Annotated in this window: 26 protein-coding genes; 17 read left to right on the top strand and 9 right to left on the bottom strand. The window is 57.9% G+C overall.

Annotated elements, in window-relative coordinates; all coding sequences use genetic code 11:
* Positions 1-7 precede the first annotated feature (7 nt).
* The 4 genes from NAC44_RS02710 to NAC44_RS02695 all read right to left on the bottom strand — a co-directional run bounded on the left by NAC44_RS02710 (position 8) and on the right by NAC44_RS02695 (position 2,722).
* Positions 8-367 carry a tRNA-binding protein gene (locus NAC44_RS02710; RefSeq protein WP_250937505.1) on the bottom strand — a complete coding sequence of 120 codons (360 nt, stop codon included), beginning with the start codon at positions 365-367 and terminating at the stop codon, positions 8-10.
* On the bottom strand, positions 364-1,173 hold the full coding sequence (gene proC, locus NAC44_RS02705; protein ID WP_250937503.1) for a pyrroline-5-carboxylate reductase: 810 nt from the start codon (positions 1,171-1,173) through the stop codon (positions 364-366). Before proC ends, NAC44_RS02710 begins: the two co-directional genes overlap by 4 nt.
* A 2-nt stretch (positions 1,174-1,175) precedes the next feature.
* Positions 1,176-1,676, bottom strand: coding sequence for a type III secretion system chaperone family protein (locus tag NAC44_RS02700; protein WP_250937501.1), 501 nt, complete (start codon positions 1,674-1,676; stop codon positions 1,176-1,178).
* 785 nt (positions 1,677-2,461) lie between these two features.
* The gene (locus tag NAC44_RS02695) at positions 2,462-2,722 is read right to left on the bottom strand and encodes an accessory factor UbiK family protein (protein WP_250937499.1); all 261 of its coding nucleotides are present in this window, start codon (positions 2,720-2,722) and stop codon (positions 2,462-2,464) included.
* A gap of 198 nt (positions 2,723-2,920) precedes the next feature.
* Between NAC44_RS02695 and lgt the strand changes: the two genes are divergently transcribed.
* From lgt to NAC44_RS02675, 4 genes are all read left to right on the top strand, one after another.
* Positions 2,921-3,790, top strand: coding sequence for a prolipoprotein diacylglyceryl transferase (lgt, locus tag NAC44_RS02690; RefSeq protein WP_420839854.1), 870 nt, complete (start codon positions 2,921-2,923; stop codon positions 3,788-3,790).
* A gap of 16 nt (positions 3,791-3,806) precedes the next feature.
* Positions 3,807-4,904: a class I SAM-dependent methyltransferase gene (locus NAC44_RS02685; protein ID WP_250937495.1), complete on the top strand. Its 1,098-nt coding sequence runs from the start codon at positions 3,807-3,809 to the stop codon at positions 4,902-4,904.
* 76 nt (positions 4,905-4,980) lie between these two features.
* Positions 4,981-5,790, top strand: coding sequence for a peptidoglycan editing factor PgeF (gene pgeF / locus NAC44_RS02680; protein ID WP_420839841.1), 810 nt, complete (start codon positions 4,981-4,983; stop codon positions 5,788-5,790).
* Between the two features lie 2 nt (positions 5,791-5,792).
* Positions 5,793-6,947 (top strand): M24 family metallopeptidase, encoded by a 1,155-nt coding sequence (locus NAC44_RS02675; protein ID WP_250937633.1) that lies wholly within the window; start codon positions 5,793-5,795, stop codon positions 6,945-6,947.
* Positions 6,948-6,959: 12 nt separating this feature from the next.
* Here the strand turns inward: NAC44_RS02675 and NAC44_RS02670 are convergent, their stop codons facing one another.
* Positions 6,960-7,229, bottom strand: a complete 270-nt coding sequence (locus NAC44_RS02670; protein WP_250937491.1) for a hypothetical protein — start codon at positions 7,227-7,229, stop codon at positions 6,960-6,962.
* Between NAC44_RS02670 and NAC44_RS02665 the strand changes: the two genes are divergently transcribed.
* Together NAC44_RS02665 and NAC44_RS02660 are read left to right on the top strand one after the other, a co-directional pair.
* Positions 7,216-8,058 (top strand): hypothetical protein, encoded by an 843-nt coding sequence (locus NAC44_RS02665; protein ID WP_250937490.1) that lies wholly within the window; start codon positions 7,216-7,218, stop codon positions 8,056-8,058. The genes NAC44_RS02670 and NAC44_RS02665 overlap by 14 nt on opposite strands.
* 220 nt (positions 8,059-8,278) lie before the next feature.
* Positions 8,279-9,211 (top strand): ribose-phosphate pyrophosphokinase, encoded by a 933-nt coding sequence (locus NAC44_RS02660; protein WP_250937489.1) that lies wholly within the window; start codon positions 8,279-8,281, stop codon positions 9,209-9,211.
* Positions 9,212-9,226: 15 nt separating this feature from the next.
* Here NAC44_RS02660 and NAC44_RS02655 read toward each other — a convergent pair whose 3' ends face one another.
* The 3 genes from NAC44_RS02655 to NAC44_RS02645 form a co-directional block, all read right to left on the bottom strand.
* Entirely contained in the window at positions 9,227-9,592 is a 366-nt protein-coding gene (locus tag NAC44_RS02655; RefSeq protein WP_250937632.1) for a DUF779 domain-containing protein, read from the bottom strand.
* 334 nt (positions 9,593-9,926) lie between these two features.
* A complete protein-coding gene (gene adh / locus NAC44_RS02650; RefSeq protein WP_250937488.1) occupies positions 9,927-11,441 on the bottom strand; it encodes an aldehyde dehydrogenase in 1,515 nt (504 codons plus the stop codon).
* A gap of 155 nt (positions 11,442-11,596) precedes the next feature.
* Entirely contained in the window at positions 11,597-12,550 is a 954-nt protein-coding gene (locus NAC44_RS02645) for a helix-turn-helix domain-containing protein (RefSeq protein ID WP_250937487.1), read from the bottom strand.
* 328 nt (positions 12,551-12,878) lie between these two features.
* Here NAC44_RS02645 and NAC44_RS02640 point away from each other — a divergent pair, with 328 nt between their 5' ends.
* The 5 genes from NAC44_RS02640 to NAC44_RS02620 all read left to right on the top strand — a co-directional run bounded on the left by NAC44_RS02640 (position 12,879) and on the right by NAC44_RS02620 (position 18,492).
* Positions 12,879-13,478, top strand: a complete 600-nt coding sequence (locus NAC44_RS02640) for a 50S ribosomal protein L25/general stress protein Ctc (RefSeq protein ID WP_250937486.1) — start codon at positions 12,879-12,881, stop codon at positions 13,476-13,478.
* A gap of 368 nt (positions 13,479-13,846) precedes the next feature.
* Complete coding sequence (locus tag NAC44_RS02635; protein ID WP_250937485.1) at positions 13,847-16,234, top strand: EAL domain-containing protein; 2,388 nt, start codon at positions 13,847-13,849, stop codon at positions 16,232-16,234.
* A gap of 36 nt (positions 16,235-16,270) precedes the next feature.
* Complete coding sequence (locus NAC44_RS02630; RefSeq protein ID WP_338022051.1) at positions 16,271-17,059, top strand: substrate-binding periplasmic protein; 789 nt, start codon at positions 16,271-16,273, stop codon at positions 17,057-17,059.
* A gap of 146 nt (positions 17,060-17,205) precedes the next feature.
* Complete coding sequence (gene pth / locus NAC44_RS02625; protein WP_250937484.1) at positions 17,206-17,919, top strand: aminoacyl-tRNA hydrolase; 714 nt, start codon at positions 17,206-17,208, stop codon at positions 17,917-17,919.
* A 210-nt stretch (positions 17,920-18,129) separates the two neighbouring features.
* Positions 18,130-18,492, top strand: a complete 363-nt coding sequence (locus tag NAC44_RS02620) for a GNAT family N-acetyltransferase (protein ID WP_338022050.1) — start codon at positions 18,130-18,132, stop codon at positions 18,490-18,492.
* 7 nt (positions 18,493-18,499) lie between these two features.
* Here the strand turns inward: NAC44_RS02620 and clpS are convergent, their stop codons facing one another.
* Positions 18,500-18,811, bottom strand: coding sequence for an ATP-dependent Clp protease adapter ClpS (clpS, locus tag NAC44_RS02615; RefSeq protein ID WP_250937483.1), 312 nt, complete (start codon positions 18,809-18,811; stop codon positions 18,500-18,502).
* A 137-nt stretch (positions 18,812-18,948) separates the two neighbouring features.
* Between clpS and ychF the strand changes: the two genes are divergently transcribed.
* The 6 genes from ychF to NAC44_RS02580 all read left to right on the top strand — a co-directional run bounded on the left by ychF (position 18,949) and on the right by NAC44_RS02580 (position 25,654).
* Positions 18,949-20,052, top strand: coding sequence for a redox-regulated ATPase YchF (gene ychF, locus NAC44_RS02610; protein WP_250937481.1), 1,104 nt, complete (start codon positions 18,949-18,951; stop codon positions 20,050-20,052).
* A 115-nt stretch (positions 20,053-20,167) separates the two neighbouring features.
* The gene (locus tag NAC44_RS02605; protein WP_250937479.1) at positions 20,168-20,635 is read left to right on the top strand and encodes a MaoC family dehydratase; all 468 of its coding nucleotides are present in this window, start codon (positions 20,168-20,170) and stop codon (positions 20,633-20,635) included.
* Positions 20,632-21,117: a MaoC family dehydratase gene (locus tag NAC44_RS02600; RefSeq protein WP_250937477.1), complete on the top strand. Its 486-nt coding sequence runs from the start codon at positions 20,632-20,634 to the stop codon at positions 21,115-21,117. Before NAC44_RS02605 ends, NAC44_RS02600 begins: the two co-directional genes overlap by 4 nt.
* A complete protein-coding gene (locus NAC44_RS02595; RefSeq protein ID WP_250937476.1) occupies positions 21,104-21,583 on the top strand; it encodes a glutathione peroxidase in 480 nt (159 codons plus the stop codon). Before NAC44_RS02600 ends, NAC44_RS02595 begins: the two co-directional genes overlap by 14 nt.
* Before the next feature lie 5 nt (positions 21,584-21,588).
* Positions 21,589-22,407 (top strand): AraC family transcriptional regulator, encoded by an 819-nt coding sequence (locus NAC44_RS02590; RefSeq protein ID WP_250937474.1) that lies wholly within the window; start codon positions 21,589-21,591, stop codon positions 22,405-22,407.
* Between the two features lie 376 nt (positions 22,408-22,783).
* Positions 22,784-25,654: a methyl-accepting chemotaxis protein gene (locus NAC44_RS02580; RefSeq protein WP_420839840.1), complete on the top strand. Its 2,871-nt coding sequence runs from the start codon at positions 22,784-22,786 to the stop codon at positions 25,652-25,654.
* The last annotated feature ends 130 nt before the right edge of the window (positions 25,655-25,784 follow it).

Raw genomic sequence — 25,784 nt, 5'->3', positions numbered from 1 at the left:
ACAGGCGTCACATCATTTTTCTGCCGTTCGGCACCGGTCCGGTAACGGAGGCCAGCACGATGGCGCCGTTTTCGTCCTCGAAACCCAGTGTCAACACCTCGGAACGCACCGGCCCAATCTGACGCGGCGGGAAATTCACCACCGCCAGCACCTGCCGTCCAACAAGCGTTTCCGGCGTATAATGCACGGTGATCTGCGCCGATGATCGTTTGATGCCGATCTCGGGGCCGAAATCGATCCGCAGCTTGTAGGCCGGCTTGCGCGCTTCAGGAAAAACCTCGGCCTCGACGATCGTGCCGACGCGGATATCGACCCTGTCGAAATCACCATAGGTGATCTGTCCTGAGGAGTTTTCCGGCGCGCTCAAGAGGCCAGTTCCTCCGCCCGTTTGCGCGCAGCCGCAAGCGCCTGATCGAACAACGGTTGCATGGCACCTTCCGCCATCAGCACGCCTAGTGCGGCCGCCGTGGTGCCACCGGGCGAGGTCACGTTGCGACGCAATGTCGTAGCGTCATCGGGGGACTGGTGCAGCAATTCACCAGCCCCCGCGACGGTTTCCCGCGCGAGGCGCATGGCGAGGTCCGCCGGCAGGCCCAGTTTGCGGCCCGCCTCCGCCATGCACTCCACGAGATAGAAAACATAGGCAGGACCGCTGCCGGAAAGCGCAGTCACTGCATCGATATCGGCCTCATCCGCCACCCATTCGACCGGACCGCTGACCTTGAGCAATGTCTCGACCGCCTGCCGCTTTTCCGCGTTGACCAGGCTGTTGGCAAAGGCGCCGGTGATGCCGCGCCCGACCATGGCGGGCGTGTTGGGCATGGCGCGCACCATGGCAGCCCTGCCCAAATGGCTTTCCATGAAGGCCAGCGTCTTGCCTGCAGCAACGGAAACGACAACCGTGTCAGCACCGACCAACGATGTCAGCGATGGCAGAACAGCTTCCATCACCTGCGGCTTGAGCGCCAGAAATACAATAGAGCCCGTCACACCATCGGGAACAGTGGTCGCATGGCGAGCGCCCGCCGCTTCGATCTCGGCAAGAAGTGCCGGCTTCGGCCCTGGATCGATCACCAGCAGATTCGCACCAGCAACCCCGCTTGAAAGCCATCTGGACAGCATGGCGCCGCCCATATTGCCAGCCCCCACCAGAACGATCGACCCCATATCCATTCTCAGGCTTCCCCAACGGTTTCAAAAAGAACCGCATCGATCGCAGAGCGGGCGTCGAGACCCGACCAGATCACATATTGAAAGGCTTCGAAATAGGCCTCGCAGGCTTCAACCGCATTGGCCAGCAGCACTTCCACCTGCTGGTTGTTCGGCTCAGCACCGCCTGACAGAAGCAGCGACTGGCGGAAAATCGCCACATCCTCCTGCCGCCAAAGATCGAAATGGCCCATCAACACCTGACCGTTGATCAGCGATAACAGCTTCACCACTTCATTCAGGCGGTTATCCGGCACGCGCAGATCGAAGGCGCAGGCCATATGCAGGGCCTCCCGTTCCTCCATCCAGGAAAAAGACACGTGATAGGCGGCCCAACGCCCCTCAACGGTCATGGCAATTTCATCCTCGCATGACCGCTCGAAAGACCAGTCATTGTTGCTCGCCACGAACTCGATCATATCAACCGGGTTCGACTGACGCTCAATCTGCAAATCCAATAGGTTCATACGGCACCTTTTCAACCGGAACCGCCTGTGGCGGCGGGATAACCACGACGCAACACATGACTTACAAGAACCGGAAACCAAACATTGCATGACACCCGATACCCCCCAGGATGCGCTTGGCACCCTGCCCGAAGCTTGCCGGGTTCGTGTCGAATCATCATTTAAAATCAGTCTATAACGAGAGGAGTCCTGCGCCAGCCCCCGAGCCTGACTTTTGCGCTTCGTCACTGTGGACAGGTCTTTGTTCCGATTATCGGAAACGGGGCTTAAGCGACTCTGCCGTCTGCCTTTTTTGCCACTGTCCCCATGTGGAAAAAAAATTGTAACCAAACGTTAAGCATAACCGCAGGCCCTGTGGACAGGGTGGGATAAGGTGAAAATCATCGCGAAAAGAGTAGCGGGCGACCGTATCGTCGATAAGAATCACGCTGTTCTGGCAATGCTTTCGCGCTTTGCAAAGCCCATGTTGAAACGGCCGCATCTTGCGCGGCCGTTTCAACATGGGCTTGAGAACGTGAAGACGGGCTTTCCGTCGCCAACACACAAAAACAGAAAAGTAAGGACGTTTCAGTTGTTCTCATGCAGGACTGAAACGTCCGGAGACCACAGCTTAAATAGCCCTGGCATATTACAGCGCCGTGCGCCCAATATGGCGCACAAAACCCGCTGGAACACGTTTCATCTGCTGCATGATTTTCACCTACAATCTCACCCGATTTCAGCAATGATGCAGTCAAAGGGTGAATCGCGACCCGGCCTCACCCCTGAGAGCATTTCCGGACGGATTATGCTCCAGTGTCGGCGAGTTTTGCTTCCAGCGCATCGATGCGGGCGCGCAGCGCTTCATTTTCGTCGAGCGCCTTCACCGCCATCTCGCGCACCACATCAAACTCTTCGCGGCTCACGACATCAAGGCCATTCAGCCAGCGCTGCGCCTGGGCCTGCATGGCGGTTTCGGCCTCCTGCCGGAAGCCCTGCGCCATGCCGGCGGCATCGGTCATCAATTTGGCGAAATCATCCATGAAGCGATTGTTTCCGGCGCTCATTTTCATGCTCCTGCGCGTGAGGGCTTTCAAGACCCGGAGGGTCAAAACTCGATCATGTCTGAGGTAGGCATTCCATGGCAGGCTTGCAAGACAAATTTCCCCGGACAAGTTGATCCCGCACCCGCTTGAACGTCAGATTCATCTTGACCCCATGGCCCTATCCCTCCATTTTCCGCTCAAACCAGTGAAAGAATGCCCTTGATCGACGCTGCCAGACTTTTCGCCATTCTCCCCTATCCTCAGATCGATCCGGTGGCGATCGCCATCGGGCCCATTGACATACGCTGGTATGGCTTGGCCTATGTCACCGGCATTCTCCTGGGCTGGTTTCTGGCGCGGCGCATGATTGCCACGCCGAAGCTCTGGCCGAACAATTATACCCCGATCACGGCCCAGCATCTCGACGATTTTCTCGTCTGGGCCGCCATCGGCATCGTCTTTGGCGGGCGCATCGGTTATATCCTCTTTTATAATCTCGATCCGGTGCTGGCCGATCCGATCCTGGCCGTCGAAGTCTGGCATGGCGGCATGTCCTTCCACGGCGGACTTGCAGGGGCGACACTGGCGATGATCCTGTTCTGCCGCCGTCACGGCCTTCCTGCCTGGATGCTGTTCGATCTGGTGGCGAGCGTTGCGCCGATCGGCCTGTTTTTCGGCCGTATCGCCAATTTCATCAATGGCGAATTGTGGGGCCGCCCGACCGATGTTCCCTGGGCGATGGTGTTTCCCACCGGCGGGCCTTTTCCACGCCATCCGAGCCAGCTTTATGAGGCAGGTCTTGAGGGTATCGTGCTTTTTACCATCGTGCAGGTCTCGGCCCGGCTTTTCGGCGTTACCCGCAAGCCCGGCCTGTTGAGCGGCATCTTCATCTTCTTTTATGGCACAGCCCGGATCACCTCGGAATTCTTCCGCGAGCCCGATCCCCAATTGGGCTATCTTTATGGCGGCTGGCTGACCATGGGCATGGTGCTGTCCACTCCCATGCTGGCGCTGGGCATCTGGGCCGCCTGGCGCGCCATGCGGGCTGCCCGCCAAAGCCCCACCCAGCAACCCAGCCAGACACAATGAACCGGGAAAGCTGTGCATGACCACCGCGCTTGGCGAAAAGATCAAAAGCCTGATCCGTATGAACGGTCCCTTGAGCGTGACCGATTACTTTGCGCTGTGCCTGGCCGATCCGGAATTCGGCTATTACCGCACGCGTGAACCCTTCGGCACAGCGGGCGATTTCATCACCGCGCCGGAAATCAGCCAGCTCTTCGGCGAGATGATCGGCGTCTTCATCGTCCATGCCTGGCAGCGCCATGGTCTGCCGGCACCGGTCCGGCTGGCCGAGGTCGGCCCCGGTCGCGGTACGATGATGAGCGACATGCTGCGCGTGATTGCGCGCCTTGCACCCGATCTTTACCGCGACAGCAGCGTGCATCTGGTGGAAACCAGCGAAAGGCTGCGCGGCATTCAGCGCCAGACGCTGGAAGCCCATGTGGAAAAAATCGCCTGGCACGACAGTTTCGACGAGGTGCCGCCCGGTTTCGTGCTGGTGGTGGCCAATGAGCTGTTCGACGCCATCCCGATCCGGCAATTCGTCAAGACCGGTTCGCGCTTTCTCGAACGCATGGTCAGTCTCGGCCTCGACGACGAACTGATCTTCACCACAGGGGTGGCCACGCTCGATCCGGCGCAATTGCCGGAAGGCGCGGCACAACAGCCCGATGGCGCCATCTTCGAGTTTGCCCCTGCCCGCCGTGCAGTCATGACCGCCATGTGCGAACGGCTGAAAATCGAAGGCGGCACGGCGCTGATCATCGATTACGGCCATATTGCCACCGGTTTCGGCGACACCTTGCAGGCGCTGAAGGCGCATGATTATGACCCGCCACTGGCCAGTCCCGGCATTGCCGATCTGACCAGCCATGTGGATTTCGAGGATCTGGCCCGCACCGCCCTTGCGGCGGGTGTGACGGTGAATGGCTGCCTGCGTCAGGGCGATTTTCTCTTTGGCCTCGGGCTGAAAGACCGTGCCGAGGCGCTTGGCCGCAGCAAGGACGAGGCGACCCAGCAGGAGATCGTCGAGGCGGTGCAACGTCTGGCAGGCGCCGGCGAAGGCCGGATGGGTGAATTGTTCAAGGTGCTGGCCGTGTCCAGCCCCGCCGTGGCGCTGGCACCTTTTCGCAATGTCTGAGTGAACCAAAGACCGTCGGGCTTGCCTTTCTGAGCCGCCAGCACACATCCTTGAGACCTGTTGTCAGCAGAAGGACATGCAGATGACCGCCTTTTTCAGCGCCGACTCACCACAACCGCTGACGAGCAGCCTCCTGTCGGGGCTTGCCGCAAATGGCATCCTCCATGGCTATTTCACCCGCCAGGGCGGGGTCTCGGACGGCATATACCGGGGGCTCAATGTCGGGCTGGGGTCGAAGGATCAACGCGAGGCGGTGATGGAAAATCGCAGCCGCGTCGCCGGTCATTTCGGGCTTGGCGAAGAGCGGCTGGTGAGCGTGCATCAGGTCCATTCTCCCGATGTGGTAACGGTGACGGAGGCTTTTGGCGACACCCGGCCACAGGTTGACGCCATGGTCACAGCAACACCCGGCCTTGTTCTCGGTGTCCTGAGCGCCGATTGTGGGCCGATCCTGTTTGCCGATCCTGAAAACCGGGTGATTGGCGCAGCCCATGCCGGATGGAAGGGCGCACTGACCGGGGTTCTGGAAAACACCATCGCCGCCATGGAAGCCCTTGGTAGCCATCGCGATACCATCCATGCCGCCCTTGGCCCCTCGATCAGCCGGAGCGCCTATGAGGTCGGGCCGGAATTCGTCGAGCGGTTTCTGGCCCATGATCCGGCTTATGAGCGGTTTTTCCAGCCCTCTTCCAAGGCAGGCCATGCCATGTTCGACCTCCCCGGCCTGACGGTGAGCCGGCTGCTGCAGGCGGGCGTCAAGGCCGAAGCGCTGAACATCTGCACCTATGGCGAACCTGACCGCTTCTATTCCTATCGCCGCACCACCCATGCCGGAGAGCCGGATTACGGACGCCAGATTTCCGCCATCACCATCCGGGAGGCATGAGCATGACGCCCCGCTTCACCCGTGAGGAATATGCAGACCGCATGGCGCGGCTCACCACCCGCATGGCGGAGGAAAAGCTCGACGCCCTGCTGCTCTTTGCCCAGGAAAGCATGTACTGGCTGACTGGCTATGACAGTTTCGGCTTCTGCTTCTTTCAGACGCTGGTGGTCACCGCCGATGGCCGGATGACGCTTCTGACCCGCTCGCCCGATCTCAGACAGGCCCGCCAAACCTCGATCATCGACAATATTGCCATCTGGGTGGATCGCGCCCAGGCAGACCCGACCATGGATCTCAAGGATCTGCTGGTCGATCTTGATCTTCTCGGCTGCCGCATCGGCATCGAATATGACACCCATGGCATGACTGGGCGCAACGCCCGGCTGATCGATAACCAGCTTTCCAGTTTCGGCAAGCTGGTGGATGCTTCCTATCTGGTCAGCACACTCAGGCTGATCAAAAGCCCGGCGGAAATCGCGCTCACCGAAAAAGCCGCGGCACTGGCCGATGACGCGCTGGACGCCGTCCTGCCGCTGATTGCGCCCGGCGCGGATGAAGCAGCCATTCTCGCCGCCATGCAGAGCGCGGTTCTGGCCGGTGGCGGCGATTACGCCGCCAATGAATTCATCATCGGCTCCGGAACGGATGCCCTGCTCTGCCGCTACAAATCCGGTCGCCGCAGGCTTGACGCGCAGGACCAGCTGACGCTGGAATGGGCTGGCGTCTATGGCCATTACCACGCGGCAATGATGCGCACGGTGCTGATTGGCGCGGCGTCACAACGCCATCGCGAGATATACGCCGCCTGCCGTGATGCCATTGCCGAAATGGAAGCTGTGCTCACCCCCGGCCACAGCTTTGCCGAGGTATTCCAGCGCCACGCCCAGGTGCTGGAGACGCATGGCTTGACGCGGCACCGGCTGAATGCCTGCGGCTATGCACTCGGGGCACGTTTTGCCCCCTCCTGGATGGAACATCAGATGTTTTATGCCGGAAATGACGAGCCGATCCTCCCGGGCATGGTGCTTTTTCCGCATATCATCGTGATGGATTCCGAAAACGGCGTCGCCATGACACTGGGCCGGACCTATCTGACCACAGAGGCAGACCCAAGACCACTTTCCCGTCACGGACTGGATTTGATCGTTCAAGTTTGAGGCGCAATCAATTTAACTTTTCCTGAACACAATTTTGCGATCCTGCCGCTGAATATGTCCTTTGCTGCGGGAGAGCCTGATGAAAAGCCCGGCCTGCACGATGAGAGCGCTCTTTGATCTGATTTCATCAGATCGGCGCTCCCATTCTTCGGTCTTGCGCATTTCCGGACGGAAAACCGCTACGCACTTTTCCTGGAAATGCCCGGGGTTTTTGGTCTTGCGCATTTCCGGACGGAAAACCGCTGCGCACTTTTCCTGGAAATGCTTTGTGGCCTTCGCCACGCTTGTAGCCTTGCAGGCCTGCTCAGTCTCGGACGGACTGACGCCGCCGCTCGATGTGGGCACCAGCGGATCGATCAGCAAGCCGTTGACCGATGCCGACATGCAGACAGCCATGCGCCAGAATGAGGCGATCGCCCATCGCGCTCCGCTGCCGCCGGAAGCCATTCCCGGCGCGACCGCTTATTCGCAGCCGCAAACGGTTTATTCTGCGCCGCCAACACAGACCGCGTCCCGCACCGAAGCACCGGAACAACTGGAAAGAGAACCGCAAAACTCATTGGAAGCCCAGGCCGATGCCCTGCAGAACGGTTATAATCCGGTAGCCTCCGCCCCGCTCGAAGCCCGCGCCTCTCCAGGACAGCCGGACGAACACCCGCACAGGCAGCCCGTGGCAGACAAGGGCCGGGCCGAGCCTGAGACATCGGAAACCCGGCTTGCCTCTCTTGACGCCACCGCGCCAAAGGGTGAAACGATCAGCTTTCTGCCGATCATCGGCGCACCGGCCAGCGCCCTGACTCCGCTTGCCGAAGAACTGGGCCGGGATGCCCGTCAGAAGGGTCTGACGATCATCACCGAAAAGGGCAAGAACGCCCCGCATGTGCTGAAAGGCTATTTCACCGCCTATCCCGACGGCGGCAGGACTCATGTCGTCTATGTTTGGGATGTGCTCGATCCGCAGGGCAACCGCCTGCATCGCATTCAGGGCGAGGAAGAGGTGGCAGAAAAAGCCTCCGATCCCTGGCAAGCCGTGCCGGCTGCAACCATGCGCAACATCGCCAACCGCACGCTTGCAGCCTATATTGGCTGGCGAAATGGCCAGAGCGGATGAGACGCTCATTAACCGCTTTGCGTTTTACCCGTGAAATTGCAGGATCACCCTGTTAAACCACTTGCATTCAGGGGCAGGAACGCTAAAACGCGCGCATGACAGTCCGGCCAGTCCATGGCCACAGGATAGCGGTCACGGTTTCACATCTGCCGCATGATGCCTTCTTCCGGCACGTTCAGGCCCGAAGGCACCTGCGCCAGCGTTTTACAGGCGGGCATAGATGAAGGTCTTCGCAGGCAATTCAAACCGGCAACTCGCGGAATCCATCTGCAAATATCTCAATCTTCCCCTCGGAAAAGCCACTGTCCGCCGCTTTGCGGATCAGGAAATTTTCGTAGAAATTCAGGAAAACGTGCGCGGCGAGGACGTATTCATCGTCCAGTCCACCTCATTCCCGACCAATGACCACCTGATGGAACTGCTGATCATGATCGATGCCTTCCGCCGGTCCTCGGCACGGCGCATCACGGCGGTTCTGCCCTATTTCGGCTATGCCCGTCAGGATCGCCGCGCCTCCGGCCGCACGCCGATCTCGGCCAAGCTGGTGGCCAATCTGATTACCGAAGCCGGCGCAGACCGCGTTCTGACGCTTGACCTGCACGCCGGTCAGATCCAGGGCTTCTTCGATATTCCGACCGACAATCTCTTTGCCGCGCCGGTTCTGGCCCGTGACGTCAAGGACCATTACAATCTCGAAAATGTCATGGTCGTCTCGCCGGATGTCGGCGGCGTCGTTCGTGCGCGTGCACTCGCCAAGCGGCTCGACTGTCTGCTCGCCATCGTCGACAAGCGCCGCGACCGGCCGGGCGAGTCCGAAGTGATGAACATTATCGGCGATGTCGAGGGCAAGGACTGCATCCTGATCGACGATATCGTCGATTCCGGCGGCACACTCTGCAATGCGGCCGAAGCGCTGCTGAACCGCGGCGCAACCAGCGTCACCGCCTATATTACCCATGGCGTGCTGTCGGGCGGTGCGGTCACCCGCGTCACCTCCTCCAAACTGCGCGAACTGGTGATCACCGATTCCATCCAGCCGACCACGGCGGTGCAATCGGCGCATAACATCCGGGTGCTGAGCACGGCTAGTCTGCTCGGTGAAGCGATCAACCGCACCAGTTCGGAAGCCTCGGTCTCGAGCCTGTTCGACTGAGACGATCAGTCAGACTTATCGTCCCGGCAAAGGGCAGATATCGCCGTTGAAAAGCTTCGAGCGGGTGAGAAAGCGCCGCTCGCGGCCATTGTCGAGCGAAAACATGCCGCCACGGCCCGGCACGACATCAATGATCAACTGTGTGTGCTTCCAGACATCATACTGGCTCTGGTGAATGTAAAAGGGCACACCGTCGATCTCGCCCAGTTTCACATCGGTATCGCCGACGATGTAATCATCGGCGGGATAGCACATGGGCGACGACCCATCACAACAGCCGCCGGACTGGTGGAAGAGGATCTGCGGATAATCCTGACGGATCTCGCGGATCAACGCCACTGCCGCATCCGTGGCAATGACTCGTGGTTCGCCTTCCGAAATCGCGTCCATGACTACTTCCCATCTAACGTAAGGACATCGGACTCGGCTGCACCGCCCCCTCATCCGCCCATCTTTATACTAAAAAAGGGCGCCATACTAAAAAAGGGCGCCACCTTCTCCCCACTGGGGAGAAGAGGCAGGAGGCTCAAACCTCCCGCCGTCCGAAAGCTCTTTAAAGCCCCGCACTCGACAGTTAAACCCGTCGAGATTCGCGGCTGGAGGTGGCGAAAATGGTGATGCGCGAGAACCGGAGCGGAGCGTACTAAAGTACGTGAGCACCGGAAGCGCAGCGCATTGCCATTTGCAGCCCCTCCAGACGCGAATATCGGCGGGTTTAGAAGAAGCCAAGAGCTTTGGGGCTGTAACTGACCAGCATATTCTTGGTCTGCTGGTAGTGATCGAGCATCATCTTGTGGGTTTCGCGACCGATACCCGACTGCTTATAGCCACCGAAGGCGGCATGGGCCGGATAGGCATGGTAGCAATTGGTCCAGACGCGACCGGCATGGATGTTGCGACCGAAGCGATAGCAGGTGTTGGCGTCACGGCTCCAGACACCGGCGCCGAGGCCGTAAAGCGTGTCGTTGGCGATGGCGAGCGCCTCATCCTCATCCTTGAAGGTGGCGACGGAAACGACCGGGCCGAAGATTTCCTCCTGGAAGATGCGCATCTTGTTATGGCCCTTGAACACGGTCGGCTTGACGTAATAGCCGCCGGCAAGCTCACCGGAGAGCGTATTGCGCTCGCCGCCGGTCAGAACCTCGGCCCCTTCCTGACGACCGATGTCGAGATAGGAGAGGATTTTTTCGAGCTGCTCGCTGGAGGCCTGCGCGCCGATCATCGTGCTCATATCGAGCGGATGGCCCTGCACGATGGCTTCGACCCGCTTGACGGCCTTTTCCATGAAGCGGTCATAGATCTTTTCATGCACCAGCGCACGGCTGGGGCAGGTGCAGACCTCGCCCTGATTGAGGGCGAACATGGCAAAACCTTCGAGCGCCTTGTCGAGATAATCGTCATCCTCGCGCATAACATCCTCGAAGAAGATGTTCGGCGATTTGCCGCCGAGTTCCAGCGTGACCGGAATGAGGTTCTGGCTGGCATATTGCATGATCAGCCGCCCGGTTGAGGTTTCACCGGTAAAGGCGATCTTGGCAATGCGCGGGCTGGACGCCAGCGGCTTGCCGGCTTCAAGGCCGAAACCATTGACGATGTTGAGCACGCCGGGTGGCAGGAGATCGGCAATCAGTTCGGCCCAGACGAGGATCGAGGCCGGCGTCTGTTCGGCGGGCTTCAGCACCACGCAATTGCCGGCAGCAAGGGCGGGAGCAAGTTTCCAGGCAGCCATCAGGATCGGGAAATTCCACGGAATGATCTGACCGACAACGCCGAGCGGCTCATGGAAATGATAGGCAACCGTGTCATGATCGATCTCGCCGATTGAGCCTTCCTGAGCGCGCACGCAGGCAGCGAAATAGCGGAAATGGTCGATGGCCAGCGGAATATCGGCGGCCATGGTTTCGCGCAGCGGCTTGCCATTGTCCCAGGTCTCGGCACGGGCAAGCAGTTCGAGATTGCTTTCCATCCGGTCAGCAATCTTGAGCAGCAGGTTGGAACGCTCGGTGACCGGCGTCTTGCCCCATTGGTCCTTGGCTGCGTGCGCTGCGTCCAGCGCCAGATTGATGTCGCGCTCGTCTGAGCGGGCGACTTCGCAGAGCTTGCCGCCTGTCACCGGGGTGGTGTTGTCGAAATAGCGGCCACCAACCGGATCGCGCCATTCGCCACCGATGAAATTGCCGTATTTCAGCTTGAACGGAGTCGAGCCGGTGGTCTGCACCTGAATATTCATGATGTCTTCCTCCCAAAAAGCGGATGCGTCATGAGCCGTTGCGGATCAAGAAGCATTCTGATCACCAAGATGGGCGGTAGACGGACATCACACCAGACAGGCGAAGCCATACCGCAATGCACAGTGTCTCAGCGTTGACACAGTTTCAACACGCCCTAATGCAAACCGAAGCGTTTCAATTTACGATGGATGGTGGCACGGCTGATGCCAAGAAGCTGGGCCGCCTGGGAAACATTGCCACCGGTGCGTGACAGCGCCCTGCGAAGGGCGGAACGCTCGGCTTCGCGCAGGTCTTCGGCGCTTGCATCCTGCTCCTTCAGCGCATCAGCAGCCGGCAGGCCAAGAGCAATGCGCTTGTCATCAATGCCGAGAGACAGCCGCGCCGCCCGGGTTGCACCCAGCACCAGATCGTCACCATCCACGGCCAGAAGCGCGGCAGACGAGGCAGACGGACCGGCCATGACGATGCGTGCACCGGAAAAGGCAGCGCGAAACAGGGCGATTTCCACCCGCTGGGCCGCATCGCGGATGGCCTGCGCCAGCATGGTGACGGCCATGTCGTTAATGTCGCGGCGGCAGGTCGAAATATCCAGCGCCGCCATCACCTGCCCACGATGATCGCGGATTGGCGCGGTGGCGCAGGTCAGCGCCCCATTGGCGCTCAGGAAATGCTGGTCACGCTCGATCACCACCGGTCGTTCATCGGCCAGCGCCGTGCCAATGCCGTTGGTGCCGACGCTCGCCTCACTCCACACCCGCTGCAGGCCAAGACCATGGGCATGAAAATCCTTGTCGTCGCCGGCCATCGACCGCCTTTCGAGCACGATGCCGTTGCGGTCGGCCAGAACCAGGCAGCAACCGGAGCGCCCGGCCACATGGAACAGCCGGTCCATTTCCTCTGCCGATATCGCGATCAGGTGGCCCATACGCTCGCGCGCTTCACGGAAGGCGGGCGCATCCACCCCTTCAGGCTGCGAGGGCTGCCCGGGATCGAGACGGTAAAGATCAAGGCAACGCCGCCACGATGCCGCAAGCGGCGATGACGCCGCCTTGGACGCAGCCATGGCAGTGGAATAGACTTTATCGGCGTGGGTCGTGGCGATGTTCATATGCTCCTCCCAAAGCAATTGTTCATGCCTTGGCCGTTTCGGCATGGTTTTCTTCTATCCTGTCAGCCACGGCATCATCGCGTGATAAGATGAACCTGAGCGCGCAAAACCGCAAGAGCGGCAGCAGAGCCTTGACCAATCCTTTCTCAGCAGGGCAAACGGCCTTGCCTTTGCGGCCCGATTATATTATAGCGCCCCCGTCCGCGCAGACACCCTTGGAGGCAACGCGGATGAAGCCCTGATCCCGGTAACGTCATCATCGCTTCAAGCTTCATGGGCGCAGACACTGCACCATGCGGCTCTCCAAACAACATTGAAAGGAAATGCCATGAGCCACGCATCCTACGAGCTCAAGGCCGAAACGCGCGAACGGGTTGGTAAGGGGTCCTCCCGTGAACTTCGCCGCAACGGTCTCATTCCCGCTGTCATCTATGGTGACAAGCAGGCCCCGATTTCCATCGCGCTCAACACCAATGAGGTGACAAAGCGCATTCATGGCGGCGGTTTCATGACCACGGTCGCCACCATCGACGTCAATGGCGAAAAGATCCGCGTTCTGCCGAAGGATTACCAGCTTGATCCGGTACGCGATTTCACCATGCATGTCGATTTCCTGCGCGTGTCTGCCGACAGCCAGGTCACGGTTGCCGTTCCGGTTCACTTCATCAACGAAGAGAAGTCCGCCATCAAGACCGGCGCCGTGCTGAACATCGTTCGCCACGACGTGGAACTGCATGTTCCGGCCAACAACATTCCGGAAGCCCTGACGGTTGACCTCGCGGGCCTCAAGGTTGGCGACAGCATCCACATCTCCGCTGTCAAGCTGCCGGCTGGCACCAGCCCGGTCATCACCGACCGCGACTTCACCATCGCCACCATCGTCGCTCCGGCGGCTGGCATGGACGCTGAAGAAGCCGCAAGCGAATAAGCAGGCATTACAGCATACTAAAGCATCAACCCGCCGGTCAAACGGCGGGTTTTTTATTTAAATTGCATAGAATAAAATTGACATACTTTTGCGTGTCTTTATTCAACGTTAAGATTTTTCATGGAAACCTTCAGCAAAAGCATACTGGTTCAATGAGGGGTTCATCCAATGATTTTCCAGGGATCTGCCGGATTTTAACGGTACGCGGCCCGGCTGTCGCCTGAAGGACAACCGGATTTGCCTTTGCGCGAGCACTAAAGGCGATTGACAAAAAGCATATTCACACGCTGATCCTGCATTCATGCCATGACTGGCCTTAAGGCCACGCAACAATGGTGATGCAGCAGTCATAGCAGGGCCCTGACAGGATGAACCGCTCGGTCGAAAAACGATTTCTTGCTCTGGTGGCCGGAACGGTCTTCGTTTTTATCGTACCGCTTTTCAGTCTTTTTCTGCTGTTATCCTCTGACCGCTCCACCTCCGAACAGACAAATGCCGTAACCATTCTTCTGTCGGCCAATGCTCAGGCTTTGGCAAAACCGCTCTGGGATTTCGACAAGGAAAGCGCTCGCCAGATTACCCAGGCCCTTGTCTCCAACGCCAATGTCATCCGCGCCGAAGTCAAGGATATGACCGGCGATATCGACATTGTTCTGCCTGCAAACATACCGCTTGCCGCTCACAACATGAACGCGCGCGTTCAGGCGATTGTCTATAATCATCCCGAAGGGCCGAAAACAGTTGGCTCTCTGACAATCTGGACCCGTAAAATCAATCTTTTCAGCGATCTTAAACAGAAAGAGGGTATTTTTATCGCCATCTTCATTCTGGCTGTGATGATCGTCATCGCCGCGGCGGTGATCGGCAACCGGTTGATGATCATGCGTCCGCTTCTGAAGCTGACCGCTGCCATAGAGGCAACCCGGCGCCTGGGCTCGCGCCATTCTGTCGACTGGCGCTCCGAAGATGAGATGGGCCGACTGGCAAACAGTTTCAATGCCATGCAGATGCAGCTGCAGGCGGAAGAGATCGAGCTGAAAACCGCCCACAGCCTGATAACCAGGATCTACAACACCACGCCCGCCATGCTGTTTTCTGTCGATACGGATGATCGCATCGTCAGCGTCAGCGATTACTGGACCCTGGCAACAGGCTATGACCGCCAATCCGTGATCGGCACCCGGTTTGGCGATATGGTCGATGAGGACGCCCGCCAAGATTACAAAGCCTTTCGTGAAACCCAGAACGGCACACCCGGCCAGCGCGAGCACACCACCCGCTTTATCGCCGCCGACGGACGGATCGTGGATGTGCTGATCCACGAATCCCGCAGTCCTGTTGATGGCGGCAATGACCTGCTGTCATTGAGTGTAATGACCGATATCACCGCGCTCAAACAGTCGGAGGAGCGCAACCGCAGGCAAGCCATTACCGACCATCTGACCGGTCTGATGAACCGGCAGGGTTTCGAGGCGGCTCTTGATGAGGGCATTGTTGCCGCCAGCCGTCAGGCCGGTGCGCTTGCATGCCTGTTCATCGACCTCGACCGGTTCAAATGGATCAATGATAATCTCGGTCATCAGGCTGGCGACAAGAGCCTGCGCATGATGGTGGCGATGCTGAACCACCATCTGCCGGACAAGGCCGTGGCAGCACGTATCGGCGGCGATGAATTTGCCATTCTCTTGAGCTGTGACGACACCGACAGGGCAGAGCAAGAGGCTTACGATCTCGCTCGCGCCATTGGGACGATTTTCGACAATCCTTTCATCATCAAGGGCATGGCCACCCGGCTGAGCGCCAGCATCGGCATCGCGCTTTATCCGCATCATGCCAGGACGGCCGCCGAACTGCTGCAAAAATCTGACATGGCCATGTATAGCCGCAAGCGGTCCGGCAAAAACGGGCTGCAAGTCTTCCATGATGGCATTGCCCGCTCAACACGCAGCCTGGCCGAAACCGAACGCACCATCGATCAGGCACTGCGCCATGATTGGTTCGATGCCTTTCTCCAGCCGATTGTCGATCTTCAAACCGGCGCTACAGTTGGCTACGAGTCGTTGATGCGGTTGCGTCATCCGGAAAAGGGCGTGTTGCCGCCAATGGAGATCATTTCGGTCGCAGAAGAAACCGGCCTGATCCACGATGTGGGCAAGCAGGTGTTCGGCAAAGCCTTTGAACATTTCGTCGAGCTGTCGGACATGAGCGGCGACCGGACATCCTATTTGACTCTCAACCTTTCGCCGATCCAGATCGAGCCCAGCCTTCCGGTCTGGCTGGTCAGCGCCGTGCATTTGTTCAATATCGATCCCGCCCGCATTGTGCTGGAAATTACAGAGGCGAGCTTTCTTCAGGACAATCCGCAAATCCTGACGATCCTGCAAAAACTCAGTGCCTTCGGCTGTCGCATTGCGCTTGACGATTTCGGCACCGGATATTCCTCGCTCAGTTATCTCGGTCGTTTTCCGGTGGACATCATCAAGATCGACCAGTCCTTCATCCGCTCGATGACGGCGCAATCCACCCACGAACGCGAACGCAGCCTGATGCTGATCGAAAGCATTGTCGCCATGTCACACAAGATGAAATGCCGCGTGGTGGCCGAAGGGATTGAAGACCAGGCGCAATGCGAGGGGTTGAAGACATTTGGCGTCGATTATGGCCAGGGCTATCTCTTCGACAAACCCTTGGCGATCGAAACACTGAGGGCGCGGTATGCGCGTCAAACCGAGATAAGACCGCCAGCCTTTGGCTGATGCGCCGCCTCTCTACCAGAACGGGGAGAAAATCGAGTGACCCATAAGCATGCTGCAACGGGACAATTCCTGAACAGGTTCAGCATCCCCATTCTTGCATCGATTATCCTTCTGAACCTTCCTCTTCTGGCGCATGAAACTGTCAGGGCTGAAGACAGGATCCAGTTCACGACGGAGGATTATCCACCCTATAATTTCATGGATGCCGGAACGCCTAAGGGGGCAGGCTACGATCAGGTGAAGTTGCTGATGGAGGGCATTCCTGCCGATTACACCATCGAAATGATGCCATGGGCGCGGGCTTATGCGCTGGCGCAAAGCGATCCGCAGACATGCGTCTTCACCACCGCCCATATTCCCGAACGCGATGCCCTGTTCAAATGGATAGAGCCGCTCGCCTTCGACCGCAACATCGTCATGAGCCGTGCCGACTGGCCGCATCAGATCCACTCCATCAAGGAAGCACGCCAGTACAGCATCGGCACCCAGCGCAACGACTTTACGCAAAACTTTCTGGAGAGAAACGGCTTTACCGATATCGACCTGGCAGCCAATCTGGAGCTGACCATTCACAAGCTGGAAAGTGGCCGGATCGATCTCATGCCGATTTCGGAAAAATTCTACCAGAAACTGGTCAAGGAAGGGCATCCGGTCAAACAGCAATTCGTGCTGACGGAGCAGAAATTCGCCATTGCCTGCAACAAGGACGTCCCGGACAGGCTGATCGAAAAAATGCAGGCAAACCTCAATCGGTTGATCGCCAATGGCACCCAGGCCAAAATTTTCAAAACCTATGGGCTGATGCAACAGCAAAACACCAATTGAACCCGCTCATGGCTGCGGTCTGATCGTTAAAGGCCTATGGCGCTCCCGTTGACCCCATGATACAGCCGGACAGGTTTCAAACCCGTTTTGCTGTGTCGCGTCGAATGGTCCGGCACAGGCAAAGACAGACTTGCAGGACTGCGCCGATGATGATCATTGCCGGGCTCGGAAATCCGGGCGGCCAATATGCTGGAAATCGCCACAATATCGGCTTCATGGCCGTGGATGCCATTCACGATGCTCATGGTTTTTCCCCCTGGTCGAAGAAATTCAAGGCAGAGATATCGGACGGAACGCTGGCGGGTGAAAAAATCCTGCTGATCAAACCGCAGACCTATATGAACCTCTCCGGCGAGGCTGTGGGGGAAGCCATGCGCTTCTACAAGCTTGCACCGGAAGATATTGTCGCGATCTATGACGAGCTGGATCTGGCGCCCGGAAAAGCCCGCATCAAAAGCGGCGGCGGCCATGGCGGTCATAACGGCATCAAATCGCTGGACGCCCATTGCGGGCTGAATTACCGCCGCCTGAGACTCGGCATCGGCCATCCGGGCGACAAATCCCGGGTGCAGGGCCATGTTCTTGGCGATTTCGCCAAATCCGACCGTGACTGGCTCGACCCGCTTCTCGATGCGCTGGCGAAAAATGCCGACATGCTGGTGCGTGGCGAAGACAGCCAGTTGATGAACAAGCTGGCGCTTGCGACCGGATCAAAGGCAGAAGAGGAAAAGCCCAAACAGGCAAAACCGGCCAAATCTCATATTCATCAGACCCGCAACAGCGCCCAGCCAAAAAAACTACCGGAAACGGGACCGATGGCGGAGATGCTGAAAAAAATGTTCGGCGAGAAGAAGGAGTGATGTGATGATCCCTGTCCGTCCGGCAAGCCCTGTCCGTCCGGCAAGAAATGACGATCTACAATCCCTGCTCAATCTTTATTGCCATCTCAGCCGTGACAATCAGGCATTATCAGTCACAACGGCCACAGAGACCTACTGCATAATTCCTTAAATCGGAATCGATTTAAGGATAAAATTATGCAGCAAATTTAAAGTGCTACAGCGACCTTTGTGCGCCATATATGGCGCACGGCGCTGTATGCCCGAATGCTGTCTCATCCCGGCATGACCATCTTTCTCGGTCTTGACGAAACCGGCTCGCCTGCTTCTACGGCAACACTGATCGTCATACCGAATCTGACCCGATCGATGCGGCCTTATGCCCTGATTGAAAATGTCGTCAGCCTTGAAACGCATCGTGGTCGTGGGTTTGGCAAGGCTGTGGTCACCTACGCCATCGATGCTGCATGGCAGGCGGGATGCTACAAGGTCATGCTGCTCACCGGCAGCAACCGCCCCGCCGTTCACCGTTTTTACGAAGCCTGCGGTTTCGTTCAGAACAAGACCGGTTTTCAGATCAGACGTTCCGCCTGACACTTCATCACTCCTCCGGCTCTGTCGTGAACAGCAGCGGAAAGCCAGCTTCCTTGCCGAGATCATTGGCCTCCTTGGCCTTGGTTTCGGCAATATCCTTCTGGCAGACGACCACGACGGCGGAGCCGAATTTATGCGCGGTCATCATCACGCGGTAGCCCGCCTCTTCGCTCATGCGGAAAATGGCTTTGAGCACGATGGTGACGAATTCGCGCGGGGTAAAATCGTCATTGTTGAGAATGACCTTGTAAAGCTTGGGTCGATCCAGCTTCTTTTCCGTCTTGACCCTGGGCTTCAGGGCAATGTCCTTGTCAGGCATTGGAACCTCCCGCCATTCAATTGCTCCCCAAGGTAAGACCAAGTCTTTGCATCTTCAAGCCCGTGATCTCTTGACCGCAAGCGCCCCTTCCCCCATAGGCAAGGCAGGAACGCTGTCTTTCAATATGGAATATACTCATGGGCTTCAAATGCGGCATCGTGGGCCTGCCGAATGTCGGCAAGTCCACCCTCTTCAACGCGCTGACCAAGACGGCTGCGGCGCAGGCGGCCAATTATCCCTTCTGCACCATCGAGCCAAACACGGGCGAAGTGGCCGTGCCGGACCCGCGCATGAGGAAACTGGCCGATATCGCCAAGTCGAAGGAAATCATCCCGACCCGTATTTCCTTCGTCGACATTGCCGGTCTGGTGCGCGGCGCCTCCAAGGGTGAAGGACTGGGCAACCAGTTTCTCGCCAATATCCGCGAGGTGGACGCGGTGGTGCATGTGCTGCGCTGCTTTGAAGACACCGATATCACCCATGTCGAAGGCCGGATCGATCCGGTGGCCGATGCCGAAACCATCGAAACCGAACTGATGCTGGCCGATCTCGACAGTCTCGAGCGCCGCACCGAACAGACCCGCAAGCGCGCCACCGGCAAGGACAAGGAGTCCCAGGCGCAATTGCCGATCATGGAAGCCTCGCTGAAGCTGTTGCAGGAGGGCAAGCCGGTCCGCACCCTGCTTGCGACGCTGGATGCCGATGACATCCGCATTCTTCAGGGATTGAACCTCCTGACCGCCCATCCGGTTCTCTATGTCTGCAATGTCGCAGAAGGCGACGCTGCCACCGGCAACCCGTACACCGCTGCCGTGGCGGAGATGGCCAAAGCGCAAGGGGCCGAAACCGTAATCATCTCGGCGGCCATCGAAGCGGAAGTGGCGCAATTGCCGGATGAGGAATCGGTCGAATTCCTCTCCGAACTCGGCCTTGACGAAGCCGGCCTCGACCGGCTGATTCGCGCCGGTTACAAGCTGCTCGATCTCATCACCTATTTCACCGTCGGCCCGAAGGAATGCCGCGCCTGGACGATCAAGCGCGGCACCAAGGCACCGCAGGCCGCAGGCGTCATCCATTCCGATTTCGAGCGTGGCTTCATTCGCGCCAACACCATCGCCTACGAGGATTTCATTCAGTTCGGTGGTGAAACCGGCGCCAAGGAAGCCGGAAAGGCCCGCGACGAAGGCAAGGAATATGTCGTGCATGACGGTGACGTCATCCACTTCCGCTTCAACACCTGATCTTGACGCCATGACGTGCAAATCGGCAGACGCTTTGCACGTCATGCTCTGAGCTTATTGGCATTGCAGCCTCCCTCTCCCGGCGTTAAACCTGTCTGGCAAGAGGAGAGAGCACGTGCAGCAAATTGATTTCTATTATGAGGATTTTCCGGTCGGCGCAGAATTTGCGCTTGGACCGAAACAGATGACGGCAGAGGAAATCATCGCCTTTGCCAGTCAGTTCGACCCACAGCCCATGCATTTGTCAGAAGAAGCAGGCAAGGCAAGCCTGCTCGGCGGGCTCGCCGCCTCCGGCTGGCATTCCTCCGCGCTGTTGATGCGCATGATGTTCGACAGCTATATCGGCCGCTCCTCCTGCCAGGGCGCACCGGGCATCGAATTCATGGACTGGAAAAAGCCGGTCATGGCCGGTGATCGGCTGGAAGGCCGCTCCATTGTTGAGGAAGCCCGCCTTCTCAACTCCCGCCCCGGCCTCGGCATGGTCACCTTTCGCCATGAGCTTGACAATCAGACTGGCGAAACGGTGCTGATCTGCCGCAACGCCGTGATGATGCGCCAGAAAAGCATGGAGGCCGGATCATGAACATGCTCGATATTTTCCCTGTCGATGAAAAAATCATCCTCGGCACCCGCCACTTCAGCCGCGACGATATTCTCACCTTTGCCCGCGCATTCGACCCGCAACCCTTCCACACCGATGAAGAGGCGGCACAAAATTTTGTCTTCGGCGCACTCTGCGCTTCCGGCTGGCATAGCTGCGCGGGATGGATGCGCTGTCTTTTCGACTATTGGCAATCAACGACGGAGGCGCTGCGCGCCGAAGGCAAAACGCCCCCGATCCTCGGCCCCTCCCCCGGATTTCGCGATCTGAAATGGCTGAAGCCGGTTTTTGTCGGCGATGATATTACCTACAGCCTGACGGCCAAGACCAGCCGCGCTCTTGCCTCGCGCCCCGGTTGGCGCATCAACACCAGCATTGCCGAAGGGTTCAACCAGAAGAACGAGCCGGTTCTGCGCTTCACCAGTGTGGTTCTGGAGCAGGAGGTGCCGCATGAACGTGCATGATTTTTCCGCCACAGACATCACCGGCAAGGAGTGCAGGCTTTCGGACTTTGCCGGAAAGCTGCTCCTGATCGTCAACACCGCCAGCAAATGCGGCCTCACCCCACAATATCAGGGACTGGAGGCGCTTTATCAGCGCTTTGGCGATGATCTCGTCATTCTCGGCTTTCCCTGCAACCAGTTCGGCGGTCAGGAACCGGGCACGGAAGCCGAGATCGCCAGCTTCTGCGACCTGAACTATAAGGTCAGTTTTCCGCTGTTCGCCAAGATCGAGGTCAATGGCGAAAACGCCCATCCGCTCTACAAATATCTCACCCACGACCTGCCAGGCATTCTCGGAACCGAGGCGATCAAATGGAATTTCACCAAATTCCTGATTGATCGCAGCGGAAAGCCCATCGCCCGTTACGCACCGATGACGACGCCGGACGAGATTGCAAAGGATATCGAAACAGCGATCCAAGGTTAAGGAACATGGCGCAGCGTCAGGAGTTTCGCTTGTTCCTGCCTGCCGATACCCGGCTTCGCGTCGTTTGCGCCGCCAGCAATCACACATTCCCCCGGCATATGCATGAGGAGTTTGGCATAGGCCTCCTCATCAAGGGAGGCCAGATATCCGCCTCAGGCCGTGGTCAGGTCGTTTCGGAGCCGGGCAATATCATCACTCTCAATCCCGGTGAAGTGCATGATGGTGCGCCGATTGGTCATCATGGCCGGGAATGGATGATGATCTACATGGCGCCTGAATTTCTCGGCGATCTCAAGACAGGATGGCAGGCGAGCGGAGAGATCGAATTTGAAAAACCTGTGATCGCCGATCCATCCCTGTCTCAGCGCTTCAAGCGCGCGTTCCGCATTGTGATGGCAACGGATCAGCCGATGAGATCACTGGCACTGGAAGAAGCCATGCTCGGCCTGCTGGCGCCTGTGCTCGCCAGGCGGGGCGTACGGCATTTGCGCAGCACCGATGCATCCCTGCAGAAGGTGCACCAGATGATCTGTGACGATCCAACCGCCAATCTGTCTCTGGAGGACATGGCCCGGGTGGCCAATGTGAGCCGGTTCCAGATTTTGCGGGCATTTCAGGCCATGACCGGACTGACACCGCACGCCTTCATTCTGAATCGGAGGGCCGAGCTTGCCCGGCGGATGATCATGGCTGGCGTCCATCTTGCCGAGAGTGCTGCAGCCTGCGGCTATGCCGACCAAAGCCATATGACCCGCGAATTCAAGAAGCGCTATGGTCTGAGGCCTGCTGCCTTCCAGACAACCAAGATACTCAAAGTTGAATAAGAACTTTAGGACATATTTAACTGTTAATATTTATAGCTTAGGTTGCACAACACATGGTTGGAATGTTTCCTTCGCAGATTTGATCATGGGTCAATCTAAAAGAGCAAATTTGACAAATTGCTCCCAATGCTGGAGCCGCTGAAAAGCTGGAACGTATGTTTTCGGAACTGACGAACCTGTACCGGCCGTCGGGTTTGTGAGGGGTGACAAGCAGGAGCTTGGCATCTGGATTTGGCAGAAACATCAAGTCGGACGATGATGCGTATGCATCTCTTCCCACGTCTGGCCAGTCCATAGTTCAGAGCGCGGATGCCGCAAGCGTTTACGATTTGCCAGAGAGGAAAATTCCAAAACAGCTTCCAGTGGGGGAAATAGTATGTCTTTCTACACGCAAATGAAGAAATCTTCAAAATCTCAGGTGGCTCTGGCTGAGATCAATCGCATCTGTGCCAGCCTTTCGAGCGGAAACATGTCGGAGCGTGCAAATCCGGATATCGCGACAGGCGACGCCAGAGAGATGCTGAACGCCGTGAACACCCTTTTGGAAGCGGCCACACAGCCCATGCTAAAGCTTAAGACCTCGCTGGCACAGATGTCTGAGAACCACGACAAGGGCGACATTGATTTTATGTTGTCGCCAGAGGCGTTTAACGGGGACTTCACCTCGATGGCCAGGGGCATAAACGAGATGGTTGCCGGCCACATCGCGGTGAAGAAAAAGGCCATGGCCTGCGTCAAGGAACTGGGCGAAGGCAATTTCAACGCGCCTCTCGAACAGTTTCCGGGCAAGAAAGCGTTCATCAATGAGACGATCGAGACGCTGCGCGGCAATCTGCGTGGCCTGATCAATGAGATGAACAAGATGTCGAGCGAGCACGACAAGGGCGATATCGATGTCTTCGTGCCGGTGGACCATTTCAAGGGTGACTTTGCCACGATGGCCAAGGGCATAAATGACATGGTTGCCGGCCACATCTCCGTGAAGAAAAAGGCCATGGCCTGCGTCAAGGAACTGGGCGAAGGCAATTTCAACGCGCCTCTCGAACAGTTTCCCGGCAAGAAGGCGTTCATCAATGAAACGGTCGAGACGCTGCGCGGCAATCTCCGTGCCTTGATCAATGAGATGAACAAGATGTCGAGCGAGCACGACAAGGGCGATATCGATGTCTTCGTGCCGGTGGACCATTTCAAGGGTGACTTTGCCACGATGGCCAAGGGCATAAATGACATGGTTGCCGGCCACATCTCCGTGAAGAAAAAGGCCATGGCCTGCGTCAAGGAACTGGGCGAAGGCAATTTCAACGCGCCTCTCGAACAGTTTCCCGGCAAGAAGGCGTTCATCAATGAAACGGTCGAGACGCTGCGCGGCAATCTCCGTGCCTTGATCAATGAGATGAACAAGATGTCGAGCGAGCACGACAAGGGCGATATCGATGTCTTCGTGCCGGTGGACCATTTCAAGGGTGACTTTGCCACGATGGCCAAGGGCATAAATGACATGGTTGCCGGCCACATCTCCGTGAAGAAAAAGGCCATGGCCTGCGTCAAGGAACTGGGCGAAGGCAATTTCAACGCGCCTCTCGAACAGTTTCCCGGCAAGAAGGCGTTCATCAATGAAACGGTCGAGACGCTGCGCGGCAATCTCCGTGCCTTGATCAATGAGATGAACAAGATGTCGAGCGAGCACGACAAGGGCGATATCGATGTCTTCGTGCCGGTGGACCATTTCAAGGGTGACTTTGCCACGATGGCCAAGGGCATAAATGACATGGTTGCCGGCCACATCTCCGTGAAGAAAAAGGCCATGGCCTGCGTCAAGGAGCTGGGCGAAGGTAATTTCGACGCGCCTCTCGAACAGTTCCCGGGCAAGAAGGCTTTCATCAATGAGACAGTCGAAACGCTGCGCGGCAATCTCCGTGCCATTACCGCTGAGCTTCAGCGCCTGATTGCCGCGTCCATAGCCGGCAAACTCTCCGAGCGAGGTGCTGCCGATCATTTCGTCGGTGATTTTTCCAAGCTGGTCGCAGGAATCAACGGCATGCTGGACGCGATCATTCTTCCGATCTCGGAGGGCAACCGTGTTCTGCGTCAGGTCAGTCTGGGAGATTTGACGGAGCGTGTGGAGATCGAATGCGAAGGCGACCATGAGCGGATGAAGAACGCGATCAACAACCTGGTCGACAACCTGCGCAATACGGCGACCATTGCCGACCAGATTGCCAATGGCGACTTGACTGTCGAGCCGAAGCCGCTTTCCGACAAGGACACTCTTGGATTTTCTCTCCAGTCCATGGTCGAGAGGCTTCGCGGGGTCGTTGCCGATGCCTTGGCCGCAAGCGATAATGTCTCAACGGGTTCGCAGCAGCTATCCTCCGCGTCCGAGCAGCTTTCGCAAGGGGCTGCCGAACAGGCTGCCTCCACTGAGGAAGCTGCAGCCTCGATGGAAGAAATGGCAGCCAATATCAAGCAAAACGCTGACAATGCCGCCCAGACTGAAAAGATCGCGCGTCAATCGTCCAGGGATGCGGAAACTTCGGGTCAGGCCGTCAATCGGGCGGTGGCTGCAATGCAAAAGATCAGCGAAAAAATTTCCATCGTCCAGGAGATTGCCCGCCAGACGGACCTTCTCGCCTTGAATGCAGCGGTGGAAGCTGCCCGTGCCGGAGAACACGGCAAAGGTTTTGCCGTCGTTGCCTCCGAAGTGCGCAAACTTGCCGAACGCAGCCAGACGGCAGCAGCCGAAATCAGCGGCCTTTCAGGTGAAACCGTGAGTGTTGCCACGGAAGCCGGAGCAATGCTTGGCCGCCTCGTGCCAGACATTCGCAAGACGGCGGAACTGGTTGCCGAAATCTCCGCCGCCTGCCGCGAACAGGATATCGGCGCAAGCCAGATCAATGAAGCAATCCAGCAGCTCGACAAGGTAACCCAGCAGAACGCCGGAGCCTCCGAAGAAGTATCGGCAACCTCCGAAGAACTCGCCTCACAGGCCGAGGAGCTTCAGGCTTCCATCGCCTTCTTCAAAGTTGAAAGCGCCGATGGCAGGAGAGCGCAGACACGCTCTCATCCTTCGTCAAAGCCGCAGTTCACGACCAACCTTGCTGGCAAGCCGGTATCCAAGGCGAAGACATCCGCGCTCAATGGCAGAGAAACCGTCGCAAGACAGCAAGCCCGAGTGAAAGGGCATGTGTTGGATTTGTCGATGGGCGGGCCGGATTCTGACGATGCCGATTTCAAAGCGAGCGCATGATCCGGCCCGGACAGGTTTTATAAGATAAACGCAGCCCTTGACCGATCATGAGGGTTGCCGCACATCTCCGGTAGGCTTGCTGACATCTCATCCGATTTCAGCAAGCCTGCAATTTCTTTCAAGACGATGC

The organism is Allorhizobium sonneratiae (genome assembly GCF_023700755.1).
GTDB lineage: Bacteria > Pseudomonadota > Alphaproteobacteria > Rhizobiales > Rhizobiaceae > Allorhizobium > Allorhizobium sonneratiae.
This window is presented reverse-complemented; position numbering and strand designations above follow the sequence as displayed.